The organism is Bacillus sp. FSL L8-0152, from assembly GCF_038006365.1.
GTDB lineage: Bacteria > Bacillota > Bacilli > Bacillales > Bacillaceae_G > Bacillus_A > Bacillus_A cereus.
Genome location: NZ_JBBOVB010000001.1, coordinates 689510 through 702347, shown reverse-complemented (window position 1 = coordinate 702347; position 12838 = coordinate 689510). Strand labels below are relative to the sequence as shown.

Here is a 12838-nt window from a genome sequence, read left to right as displayed (position 1 = left end):
CCTCCTACTTCTGTTTGACTCTTTTTGCAAATAACCATGTTAAAGTAAATGGGATTACAACTGCAATAATCATTCCTACAATAAACATTGGAATCGATTTCGGAATGATAGAAATAAATGCTGGCAATCCGCCAATTCCGATAGCAGGTGCTAATACACCATTTAATGTAATGAATATCGCTGCCACAGCAGACCCTATAATCGCTGCATAGAACGGGAACTTATTTCGTAAATTCACACCAAACATCGCTGGTTCTGTAATACCGAAGTATGCTGAAATGGCTGATGTTGATGCCATACTTTTATCATTTTGATTTTTAGAAATCCAGAACATCGCAAGTGCCGCACTACCTTGCGCAATGTTAGAAAGAGCGATCATCGGCCAAATAAATGTACCGCCATGTTGTGCAATCAATTGTAAATCAATTGCAATAAACATATGATGCATACCTGTAATTACGAGCGGTGCATATAACGCTCCAAATAATACTGCTCCAACTACTGGTACTGTTTCATATACACCTACTAATCCTACTGTTAATAAATCTCCAATATGACGTGTAACCGGACCGATAATTCCTAATGCTAACACACCTGTCACAACGATTGTTGTAATTGGTACAACTAATAATTGAATTGCATTTGGTACATGTTTCTTTAAGAAAATTTCCACTTTACTTAATACAAATGCTGCTACTAAAACAGGTAAAATTTGTCCTTGATATCCTACCTTCTCAATTTGGAACAGTCCTAAAATGTTGAAGTACTCAATCTTTTGACCCTCTAAACCAGTCGCTGCTTTTCCATAGTCCCAAGCGTTTAATAAGGCCGGGTGCACAAGCATTAATCCCATAACAATCCCTAGTATTGGACTGCCACCAAAACGCTTCGTTGCTGACCACCCGACAAGTGCTGGTAAGAATACGAATGCTGTATTGGCCATCATATTAATTAAATCCCAAAGCCCGCCTAAGTTCGGATAAACATCTAATAAATTTTTCCCATCAAAAAATAAGTCCTTTGCCCCTAATAAATTGTTAATACCCATTAGTAAACCAGCTGTTACGATCGCTGGTAATATCGGCATAAATACATCCGAAAATATTTTTACAAACTTTTGAGCTGGATTTAACTTCTGATTTCCAGAGTCTTTTACGTCAGCTACAGTCGATTCCTTCATACCTGCAAGCGTTATCAATTCAGCGTAAACACGATCTACATCCCCTGGACCAATTACAACTTGAAATATACCAGCGTTATGAAACGCTCCTTTCACTAATGAAACAGACTGTAATTTATCATTATCTATTTTACTTTCATCTTTTAAAGCGATACGGAGCCTCGTCACACAATGTGCAGCTTGTTCAATATTGTCTTTCCCACCAATATACTGCAACACTTCCTCTGCTGTTTTACGATAGTCTTTCCCCATATTCCCGTCCCTCTTTTCTTTTTTTGATACCGTTTACAATTACATATTAACTCGTATATATAAGTTAGTCAACACTCGTATATACGAGTTTGTGTTTTTTTTATAAAAAAAGAGATGAAACAATATTTTGTTCCACCTCTTTACTTCCTGCGTGCCACATCCGAAAAGTGAAAAATATCTAAACGGTGGCGTGATTCTGTATATTCAAACTGACTTCCATCATACAAATGTGTAAAGTTTTTCACAACGACAACATAGTCTGTTCCATTTAAATCTAAATACTTTCTGTCATTCTCTGTACATGGCTGTACTTCAATTACCCTCTGCGAATAACTAATGTGTAGCCCAAGCTCTTTCTCGATGTATTTATAAATCGATGCTGTTGCAATTTCTTTCGTTAATCCTGGAATAAACTCAGATACAAAATGATTTATATCTAAAATTACTTTTTCTCCATCAATATTTCGTACACGTTTAATATGGTCAATCTCTGTTTTTTCTTTTACATTTAATAATTTCGCAATTTCTTTTGTGGCTTTTTCTTTGCCCATTTCCACAACTTCTGTAATACAATGACGTCCTAAACGTTCATTTTCTTCTTGGAAACTTACAATACCGCCAAAATTAAATTCAATATTCTTTCGCTTTAAAACAAAAACACCTTTTCCATGAATTTTTTGCACATATCCACGCTCTTGCAGTAAATCTACCGCTTTTCTTACCGTTCCTCGGCTTGCCTCATACTGCTTCATTAATTCTGTTTCTGATGGGATTTTGCATCCCTCTTTTAATTGTTTATTATCAATAGATTTACTGATTTCTGTATAAATTTGTTCATACTTACTCATCATCTACAATAGCCCCTTGTCACCTTCTAATTCTATATGTATTATAACATGCTTCACTATTCTGCCAATCTCTCACTTATTTTCCAGTACAAGAAAAATATAGGTAAATATTTAATCTTTAAAACGTATTTTTATAAAAATTTTTATATTTTTCTTTTCATTCAAAAAAACATGTAGTATACTAACTTCAAAATCAGAGGAGAAAGGGAGCAAAGAACTATGCTTACTTATACAACAACTGTAGTTACATTTGCACAAAAACATCATCATCATACGTAACCCTTGAAACCTAGCGGAAAAATTACGCGTAGGTACAAGGGTTATTCCCGTTGTACCTACGTTAGGCAAAGAGCCATGTAGGTATTTTTTATCTACATGGCTCTTTTTTTATTGTCAAAAAGCTAGTAAAAAATGATGTTTAAGCAAAACTTACTACAAAGGAGTTAACAAAAATGGAAACGAAAAAATGGGGATTATGGGTTTTAACAGCATTTGTTATCGGGAATATGGTTGGCGGTGGCGTATTTATGCTTCCAGCAAATTTAGCACAAGTATCAGGGCCAATGGGTTCTACACTCGCATGGAGTATTACAGGCCTTGGCGTATTTATGATTGCACTTGTATTTGGAAATTTAGCGATTCGGAAACCAGAATTAAAAGCTGGACCACAAAGCTATGCTCAAGCGATGTTTCCTTCAAAAAAAGCTGGTAAAGTTGCAGGATATAGTATGGCATGGGGATATTGGGCTGCTAACTGGGCTGCAACAGCATCTGTTATTATTTCCTTTGCTGGATATTTATCAACATTCTTTCCAGTTTTACAAAGTAAGCAAATTCTTTTTTCAATAAATGGATTTTCACTGGAACTCGGAAAAGGGTTAACTTTCCTCGTATGTAGCCTTATGCTGTGGGGAATTCAATATATTCTTTCTCAAAATATTGATCGAGCTGGAAACATGAATCTACTTGCTACCATTGCAAAAATTATCGGATTTACAATGTTTATTGTAATTACATTATTCATTTTCAACGCCTCTAATTTCGGAGATGGTCAAACCTTTATGAATGAAGCTGGACAATCAATCTCATTAGGTGGACAAATCAATTCAGCTGCTATTGCAACACTCTGGGCATTTATCGGTATTGAATCAGCAGTTATGCTTTCTAATCGTGCAAAATCACAGCGCGATGTAAAAAAAGCTACGATTTTCGGATTAATTATCGCTCTTCTTATTTACATGTCAATTACTTTACTTACAATGGGAGCTCTTCCGCAAGATGCTTTAAAAGAGTCTCAAAAACCTTTAGTAGACGCATTAAATTTAGCAATTGGAAATAAAGGTGCATATATAATGGCTTTACTCGCTCTTATATCTTTATTTGGATCTACAGTTGGCTGGATTGTTGTTAGTTCAGAAGTACCTTACCAGGCAGCAAAGAATGGACTTTTCCCTAAGTTTTTCGGGAAAACAAATAAAAAAGGTAGTCCTTCAAAATCATTATTGATTACAAATGTAATGACGCAAATCTTCTTATTTTCAACGATTTCTGGTACTGTTTCAGAAGCGTATAGTTTCGCTATCGTCGTAGCAACATTAGCCTATTTAATTCCATACCTTGTTTCTACTCTGTACCAATTCAAACTGGTTATTACAGGAGAAACGTATGATATAATGCCTGGTTCTCGAATAAAGGACGGGATCATCACTACATTAGCATTTGTATACTCAATTTGGGTTATCAAAACAGGAACTGCTGACTTAAAAACGTTCTTCTTAGGAATTGGATTGTTCGTATTAGGTCTTATTCTTTATCCTGTACTAATGAAAGACTCACAAAAAACGGATTAAATAAAGAGAAGCTGCTGGCTTCTCTTTTTTATTAAAAATCTGTAATTAACTTTTCTTTTAGCTCTCCTACAGATAAAGGTTTCGCATAATAAAATCCCTGCACATAATCACAGCTCATTGATTGTAACAAACTCTCTTGCTCTACTGTTTCTACCCCTTCAGCAACTACTGCTAAATTTAAACTATGAGCAATTTCAATAACGGATTTTACAATCGTTCGTTCTGGTTGTGCGTGATCATAATGAAATTCACGAATAAAATTACGATCAATTTTTACAATATCCAGTGGTAGTTGTTTTAAATAATATAAGGAAGAATAGCCAGTTCCGAAATCATCCAAAGCAATTAAAACACCCATATTTCTTAATTCTTGTAATGTAGCAATAATATAATCAAAATGGCGAACTGCAATACTTTCCGTTATTTCTAATATTAAACGGTTCGGAGGAAAACCAGTCCTCTTTAAAATGCTACGTACAGACAAAATAAAACGTTTCTGCATTAATTGTTGTATAGATAAATTTACAGATAACTTTAGTCCTTCTTGGTAATTTGGCAATGTTTTAAACAATCGGCATGACTTTTCTAATACCCAGTCTCCTAGCTTTATAATAAGTCCAGACTCTTCAGCAACAGGGATAAATTCGCTTGGTGAAATAGGTCCGTCTTCTGTCATACAACGTACTAGAGCTTCTATACCAGAATATCTCTTCGTTTTCAAATCAATAATAGGCTGCAATGCTACATCTAACTCTTCATCACGAATTGCCTTTTGTAAAGCAAACTCAACTTTCATTCTACGATTTATTTTCGCGCGTAGCTCATCTGTAAAGAAACATGCAGCGTTTCTCCCCTGTTCTTTTGCACTATACATAGCTAAGTCAGAGTTTTTCAATAAAGTTTCCACATCTTGTCCGTCTTGTGGATAAGAACAAAGTCCTAGACTAGCTGAAATGTATACTTCATGGCCTTCAAGTATAAATGGTGCCTGGAAACATGACAACACAGATGTCGCTAACTGACTCATATCATCTTGTCTATGATTTTTTGTTAACAGCACAAATTCGTCGCCACCTAGCCTAGCCAGAACATCTTTCTCTCCTAGTACATAATGCAACCTTGAAGCAACTTCGCTTAAAAGTAAATCTCCTATCATATGACCTAACGTATCATTTACTAATTTAAAACGGTCCAAATCAAAGTAAATCATACCAAATTCTTTTTTATCTGCAATCAATTTATTAACGGTCGTTATTAATTGTAAACGGTTAGGCAAACTCGTTAAAGCATCGTGATAGGCAAGTTCCCTATAACGACTTTCACTTAGCCGTAATCTATGTTCCGCTTCTTTTCTACTACTAATATCATTTCGAATTGCGATAAACTGGTATGGCTCTCCTTTTTCATTTAAAAATGGAACAATTGTTGTTTTGACCCAATAATATGTACCATCTTTTGCTCGATTCCGAATCTCACCTGTCCATACTTTCCCATTCAAAATACGTTTCCATAAGTCTTGAAAAAAGGTTTTTGGATGATGTCCTGAATTTAAAATACGGTGATCTTTTCCAATTAATTCTTCTCTTTTGTATTTAGAGATTTCACAAAATTTATCATTTACATATGTAATAAGACCTTTTCGATCTGTAATTGCAACAATTGAAGACTCATCTAATGCTAACTTTAAATCTCGCAATGAAGAGTCATATAATGCATGACCTCTCTGTTCTAGCATGCGCATCTCTCCTTGCTTCTATCTGACTAAAACACAACCTGTTTCTCTTCATAGAAATAGAGATATTTCATTTTCTAATACTAGCCCATTACATAAATTATCTTTTTAAATAGACCGATTAAAATAACATAATATTATTTGTAATAAAAAGCAATATTATACCGTTCCAATTATAACTAGTAGCTTCTCATCTCCCTAATTATTTCGCGCCTTATTATACTGCAATCCCTTTAAGTGGCTCTATGCAAGCCTTGTTTCCAACTAATACCACTCACATCTAATCTCTTTGTTTTTAATAACGAAATAGAAATTAGAACATACTACATAACTATTCACGAATAATAATATAAAACTCTACATCAATGTATATGTTTTTGAATTACAATAACAAAATATTAACATATTTTCACCTTAATTTTGGAAGTATTTTATAAATAAATACCGTATTAAACTAAAAAAGAGGCTAGCCTCTTTTTTAGTTTAATACGAATATGGTATTTGCTGATAACCTGGGTATGGCATTGGATACGTTACAGGGTATGGTGATGGATAAGCTACTGGATATGGAGCCGGATAATATCCTCCACTTGTTGCACCTGTTAATGCACCCGCTGTCAGTCCGCCTAACACTCCTCCTGCAAAGCTTCCAGGGAAAAATCCGCCTCCCCATGAACTACCACCACCCCAGCCCCATCCGCCTCCGTGATGATGATGGTGATCATAGTGATTGTGTCCTCCATGGTGATGATGTCCGCCGTTATGATTGTGCCCACCATGATTGTGTCCTCCATGATGATTCCGATAGTACAATCCATTATTTTCTATATAATTCATGTTTCTCCGCTCCTTTTCGATTTTTTCATTTTCATATGCGTTAAGAGTGAGATAAAAAATGGGATAGTACACTGTATGTAGGACAAATGCGGAAAGTATAGGTGAAATGTCTATATTTTGTAAAAAAAGCAAAACACCTTATAATAAAGATGTCATATTACATCTTCTATTTAAGAAGTCTATATTGAAAAAAGATTAGGGGAATTATATAGAAATGAAGAAGCCTATCGTTCAATTACTATTAATATTTACAATTGTATCTATCGTTCTGTTCCTATTAAATACATCGTATATCTCGTTATATACATTTGTCGGTGCTCTATGGTCCATCACAATCGTAGGAATTTCATTCGTTATTTTTATAGAAAATAGATCTCCACAAAGTACATTAGCATGGTTTTTAGTATTAGCACTTCTTCCTATTATAGGTGTGCTTTTATACGCTATTTTCGGACGCAGCCGCTGGAGAAGAAAAAAACATCTCCATCGTTCAGAAGAACAAAGAAAATTATTCCGTGAAATATTAGAAGGAAGAAGACTAGAGTTATTACTCACAGTCCCACTAAATGAACGTTCCTTACATTTAACAGAAGTCATACAAAAATTTGGGGGCGGTCCTGCCGCAGATAAAACAAATACAAAACTTTTAACAAACGGAGATCAAACATTTTCAGAAATTTTGCGAGCTATAGAGCAAGCAAAACATCATATACATATTCAATACTACATTTATAAATCTGATGAAATTGGTACAAAAGTTCGAGATGCTTTAATACAAAAAGCAAAAGATGGTGTTATTGTACGCTTCCTTTATGATGGCCTTGGAAGTAACACGCTAAGAAGACGATTTTTACAACCTATGAAAGAAGCTGGGATTGAAATTGTAGAATTTGACCCTATTTTTTCAGCTTGGTTACTTGAAACTGTCAATTATCGTAACCATCGAAAAATTGTTATTGTAGATGGAAAAATTGGTTTTACCGGAGGACTCAATGTCGGCGATGAATATCTTGGCCGTTCAAAGAAATTTCCTGTTTGGCGTGATAGTCATTTAAAAATAGAAGGAAAAGCATTATATAAATTACAAGCAATCTTTCTAGAAGACTGGCTCTATGCCTCTAGTGGTTTAAATACTTATTCCTGGGATCAATTCATGAATAGACAATACTTCCCAGGTAAAGAGATTTCAAATGCAGAAGGTGCTGTTCAAATCGTAGCAAGCGGACCAAGCTCCGATGATAAAAGTATTCGTAATACATTATTAGCTGTTATGGGCTCTGCAAAAAAATCAATTTGGATTGCTACACCCTACTTTATTCCAGATCAAGAAACTTTAACATTATTACGCTTAAGTGCAATTGCCGGAATAGATGTACGGATTTTATATCCAGGTAAAAGTGATAGCATCATTAGTGATCAAGCATCTCAATCCTATTTCACTCCGCTTTTAAAAGCTGGTGCTTCTATTTACAGTTATAAAGATGGTTTTATGCATGCAAAAATTGTACTCGTTGATGATACAATTGCAACGATTGGAACAGCAAACATGGATGTACGTAGCTTTGAATTGAATTACGAAATTATTAGCGTGCTTTATGAATCAAAAACAGTTCACGATATTAAACGTGATTTTGAAGAAGACTTTAAACATTCAACTGAAATTAAATGGAACTCTTTCCAAAAAAGAAGTATAAAAAAACGCATATTGGAGTCTTTCATGAGGCTCATTTCTCCTTTACTGTAAGCAATCAACTTCATCTTGATTGCTTTTTCTTTTCCCTTTATCCTCCTTCCTTTTCTTTGCATACCATATTAAAACAAGTTATCATAAGATGTATTACTTTATGAAAATAATGTTAGGTGGGAAATACATGTTAGAACAATTTCATATACATTCTGATTTAAAACAACAGCTTTCTACGATTCATGAAAAGAATAAACAAGAAGCTGGTGAAAATGCACATTTAATCGGAACGAAAATATATAAAGCGTCTGATAATAGCATTATTGAAGATGCGATTACAGCACTTCTTCTTGGCAAGAACATTCTATTAAAAGGACCGACTGGTAGTGGTAAAACAGTACTAGCGGAAACTCTTTCTTCTTTATTCCAAAAACCAATGCATAGCATTAACTGCTCTGTCGACTTAGATGTAGAAGGTATTTTAGGATACAACACACTACAAACGAAAGATGGTGCATCTGAAGTTTCATTCGTTAACGGTCCTCTTATGAAAGCAATGAAGAACGGTCACTTCCTATATATTGACGAAATCAATATGGCAAAACCTGAAACTTTACCGCTACTTCACGGCGCATTAGATTACCGTAAAATGATCACAAACCCATTTACACAAGAGGTTGTATACGGTGATGACGAATACCGTGTAATTGCTGCGATTAACGAAGGTTACGTTGGAACAAGTGAACTAAATGAAGCATTAAAAAACCGTTTCGTTATTATTGAAGTTCCTTACATTCAAGGTGACACATTAAAAGAACTATTATTAGCAGAATCAAAATTAAATGATGTTGCAACAATTGAAAAGTTTGTTGCATTTGCAAGCGACCTTATGCCTTTAGCTCGCGATGGACGTGTAAGTGAAGAAGCAGCAAGTATTCGTGGTATTATCGACGCATGTGATTTAGGTGTATATATTCCTGTTATGCGCGCTATTGAACGAAGCATAATTGCAAAACTTAATGATGAAACAGAACAAATGACTGTCCGTGAATTAGCAGAAAGTTATTTCTTTGAGGGATAATTTATGAGACAAATTTTTAGTGACAAAAAAATTGATGCGTCGCTGTTTCTACAAATGGAAAATTTAATGTATGCCCTTCTAAAAGAAGACGATGCCTATCTTGAATATGGCTATAAAGCATACTACGACGAAATTGAAAAGAAAGTTGTCATTAGTCACTTTTGGGATGATCGAAAAGAAGAAGATACAGTAATCGGATTAAAAAGCGAAGTGTTCTTAAAAGCACTTGGTAATAAACATTACTCGGACATGACTTTAATTCGTTCGTATGCGATTGAATTGCAAGAATCGCCCCTAAAAAAGTTTTTAACACAATTATTTGTTCTATTAGAAGATTTACGCGTTGAGGAAATCGTAAAGAACTTACGTCCTGGCACGAAACATATTTTTAAACGTCGAAAAGAAATGTACCGCAATTATTTCGGCTCTCAAAATGAAATAAACCGCGTTCGTAATTATCACGGTGATCGTCTATTTTGCCTATGCTATCTTTCATTAACGAGCGATAAATATGAAATGTTTAATAATGAATATTTTGAGCAAATTGAAGCGATTTTACATGAAACATTCCAAGCACGTAATACAGAAGATATTATGTATATCGTTGAGAAAATTCGCTATCGCTTAGAGGCGCTTCTTGAAAGTGATATGCTTAACAACTATTTCGGACATGCTCCACTTTACTTATCTGTTCTTGCAGACGAAAAGAACTGTCGCGTCGAAGATTTAGCAAATGATGATACGCAGCTTATAGATGACGATGAAAATAAAAACAAAATGGATGAGAGTTTCTCCACATGGCATCGTGAAAATAAAAATAACGAAAACGAGAACTTTTTACGCTTTGAATTAGAAAGCGGAACAAAAACAAACATGATGGGCGATACTGCTCGTGAATCAGAAGATGGCGACCAAGCACTTGGTTCTGTACAAGGTACTTCTCAAAAAAGTACACAATCCAACTTTGATGGCGCTGATACAGAAGAAGCAAGGGCTTCACACGCTTCTAGCCAGCACGACGGTGCATATGGGAAGTATAATGTAGGTGCTTCTCATACATTTAAAGAAGCTCGCAAAGTAAATATTGATGAGAAAAAAGATTACCAAGCTATCAAATCAGTCGTCAATAAAGATGTAAAAGAATTAAAGAAAATTATCGAAAAAACGATTGAAAATAAAACGAATGCGAATAGTGATAAATATTACGGAAGACTTCGTAAGAAATTCCTTCGTATTTATACCGAAAAACAACCACGGATGTTTTATAAAAAAGGACAAGAGTCACAAGAACTCGATGTTGCATTCCAACTGTTAGTTGACTGTTCTGGTTCTATGTATAACAAAATGGAAGAAACGAAGAAGAGTGTTGTACTATTCCATGAAGCTTTAAAATCTTTAAAAATCCCGCACGCTATTAGCGGATTTTGGGAAGATGCCTCTAGCGCTAAACCTGAAGATAAGCCGAACGTTATCCATGAAGTTGTAAATTATAAAAACTCAACGTTACCAAACGTTGGTCCAGAAATTATGCAACTTCGTGAAGAAGAAGATAACCGCGACGGATATATTATTCGTATCGTTTCTGAAAAGCTTGCCAAAAGACCTGAGAAACATAAATTCTTACTAGTCTTCACAGACGGTGAGCCTTCTGCGCTAGACTATCAACAAGACGGAATTTTAGATACGCATGAAGCTGTTAAACTCGCGCGTAAAAGTGGTATGGAAGTAATCGGTATCTTCATCGAAGAAGGCGAAGCGAAAGAAGCAACTTATCAATTGATGAAAAACATTTATAACCATCACTTCTTAGTTGCAAATCATGCTGAAGATTTACGATTGAAGATTAAACCATTGCTGAAAAAACTATTACTGAAGACGATTGAATAGAAAACAGGAGCCTTGTGGCTCCTGTTTTTTCGTTCAATTACTTTGTTTCTGGTTGAAACTTGTATGGAATGGCTACTTCTAACAAAGATTCAAATCCTCCGTCATAGTATGGGAAGCGCTCATTCGCAATTGTTCGATCCACCCACTCTATTGCAGAAATTTCACCTTCATCTTCCGCAATAAGTTCACCTTTTACTACATTCGCTCGGAATGTAAAAAATAGCGCATGATTCCCTGATTCTTCAAAGAATTTTTCATTAATCGCAACAAGTCCAGCTAACGCAGCAGTTAAACCTGTCTCTTCTTTCACTTCTCTTATTAGTGCTTCCTCTAATATTTCACCTTTTTCCACAGCCCCGCCTGGCAATGACCAAACGTTTTGTTCTACATTATGTACCATTAATATTTTATCTGTTTCTTCGTCATGTATTAGTGCATATACGACATCAACTCTCTGCATAAGGCTTCTCTCCCTCCAAAAATGATGAAGAGCCGATTCCTAAGAATCGACTCTTCCTATTAATTCATCACTAACTCAGCTGCAAGCTTTTTTTTTAACTTAGCCAGCATGTCAGTTGTCATTTTATCTAAATCGTATTCTGCTTTGAAGCCCCACTCTTTCATTGCTGCTGTTGCGTCAATAGAGTTTGGCCAGCTATCAGCGATTGTTTGACGAGCTGGATCTACTGCATAATCCATTGTAAACGTCGGAATGTGTTTACGAATTGACGCTGCAATTTGCTCTGGCTCGAAGCTCATTGCTGTAATGTTAAATGCATTTCTATGCACTAGCTTACTTGGATCAGCTTCCATTAATGAAATGATCGCTTGTAAAGCATCAGGCATATACATCATGTCCATGTACGTTCCTTCAGCAATGTATGAGGTGTATGCACCTTTTTTAATCGCCTCATAATAAATTTCAACTGCATAATCAGTTGTTCCGCCTCCTGGAGGAGCTACGTAAGAAATTAAACCTGGGAAACGGACACCGCGCGTATCTACACCAAACTTTTGATAATAATAATCACATAGTAATTCTCCTGCTACTTTGTTTACCCCATACATCGTAGTAGGACGCTGAATTGTATCTTGCGGTGTATTATCTTTTGGCGTCGATGGACCGAATGCACCGATAGAACTTGGCGTGAAGAACTTACAGTTTAATTCACGAGCTGCTTCTAGAGCATTTACAAGTCCACCCATATTTAAATTCCATGCAAATAACGGATTTTTTTCTGCTGTTGCTGAAAGTAAAGCTGCTAAATGAATAATTGTATCTACTTCATTACGCTTTGCGATATCATGTAGTTTTTGTCCATCTGTTACATCTAACGTTTCAAATGGACCAGACGTTACTACTTCACTGTCTGTTTCACGAATATCTGTTGCAATAACATTTGATGCGCCGTATACATCACGAAGTTTCATTACTAGTTCAGAACCAATTTGCCCTAAAGAACCGGTTACTAGAATTTTTTTCATTT

At 35.4% G+C, this 12838-nt stretch carries 10 protein-coding genes; 4 read left to right on the top strand and 6 right to left on the bottom strand.

Annotated features, from left to right (window positions below):
- Positions 1 to 4: 4 nt before the first annotated feature.
- A complete protein-coding gene (treP, locus tag MHH27_RS03595) occupies positions 5 to 1432 on the bottom strand; it encodes a PTS system trehalose-specific EIIBC component (RefSeq protein ID WP_000513942.1) in 1428 nt (475 codons plus the stop codon).
- A 140-nt stretch (positions 1433 to 1572) separates the two neighbouring features.
- Positions 1573 to 2283, bottom strand: a complete 711-nt coding sequence (treR, locus tag MHH27_RS03590) for a trehalose operon repressor (RefSeq protein ID WP_098251339.1) — start codon at positions 2281 to 2283, stop codon at positions 1573 to 1575.
- A 449-nt stretch (positions 2284 to 2732) separates the two neighbouring features.
- Between treR and MHH27_RS03585 the strand changes: the two genes are divergently transcribed.
- Complete coding sequence (locus MHH27_RS03585) at positions 2733 to 4130, top strand: amino acid permease (RefSeq protein WP_000448446.1); 1398 nt, start codon at positions 2733 to 2735, stop codon at positions 4128 to 4130.
- A 31-nt stretch (positions 4131 to 4161) separates the two neighbouring features.
- On the opposite strand, the gene MHH27_RS03580 is transcribed toward MHH27_RS03585, so the two are convergent.
- Together MHH27_RS03580 and MHH27_RS03575 are read right to left on the bottom strand one after the other, a co-directional pair.
- Positions 4162 to 5865, bottom strand: a complete 1704-nt coding sequence (locus tag MHH27_RS03580) for a putative bifunctional diguanylate cyclase/phosphodiesterase (protein ID WP_064532017.1) — start codon at positions 5863 to 5865, stop codon at positions 4162 to 4164.
- 480 nt (positions 5866 to 6345) lie between these two features.
- Positions 6346 to 6699 carry a hypothetical protein gene (locus MHH27_RS03575; protein ID WP_001106379.1) on the bottom strand — a complete coding sequence of 118 codons (354 nt, stop codon included), beginning with the start codon at positions 6697 to 6699 and terminating at the stop codon, positions 6346 to 6348.
- 214 nt (positions 6700 to 6913) lie between these two features.
- Between MHH27_RS03575 and MHH27_RS03570 the strand changes: the two genes are divergently transcribed.
- The 3 genes from MHH27_RS03570 to MHH27_RS03560 all read left to right on the top strand — a co-directional run bounded on the left by MHH27_RS03570 (position 6914) and on the right by MHH27_RS03560 (position 11351).
- Complete coding sequence (locus MHH27_RS03570) at positions 6914 to 8443, top strand: cardiolipin synthase (RefSeq protein ID WP_098235149.1); 1530 nt, start codon at positions 6914 to 6916, stop codon at positions 8441 to 8443.
- A 127-nt stretch (positions 8444 to 8570) separates the two neighbouring features.
- Complete coding sequence (locus MHH27_RS03565) at positions 8571 to 9464, top strand: ATP-binding protein (protein ID WP_000892988.1); 894 nt, start codon at positions 8571 to 8573, stop codon at positions 9462 to 9464.
- Between the two features lie 3 nt (positions 9465 to 9467).
- Complete coding sequence (locus tag MHH27_RS03560) at positions 9468 to 11351, top strand: vWA domain-containing protein (RefSeq protein WP_016083554.1); 1884 nt, start codon at positions 9468 to 9470, stop codon at positions 11349 to 11351.
- A 37-nt stretch (positions 11352 to 11388) separates the two neighbouring features.
- On the opposite strand, the gene MHH27_RS03555 is transcribed toward MHH27_RS03560, so the two are convergent.
- Together MHH27_RS03555 and MHH27_RS03550 are read right to left on the bottom strand one after the other, a co-directional pair.
- Positions 11389 to 11811, bottom strand: a complete 423-nt coding sequence (locus MHH27_RS03555; protein WP_069354954.1) for an NUDIX hydrolase — start codon at positions 11809 to 11811, stop codon at positions 11389 to 11391.
- A gap of 59 nt (positions 11812 to 11870) precedes the next feature.
- Complete coding sequence (locus tag MHH27_RS03550; protein ID WP_016083557.1) at positions 11871 to 12836, bottom strand: L-threonine 3-dehydrogenase; 966 nt, start codon at positions 12834 to 12836, stop codon at positions 11871 to 11873.
- Positions 12837 to 12838: the final 2 nt, after the last annotated feature.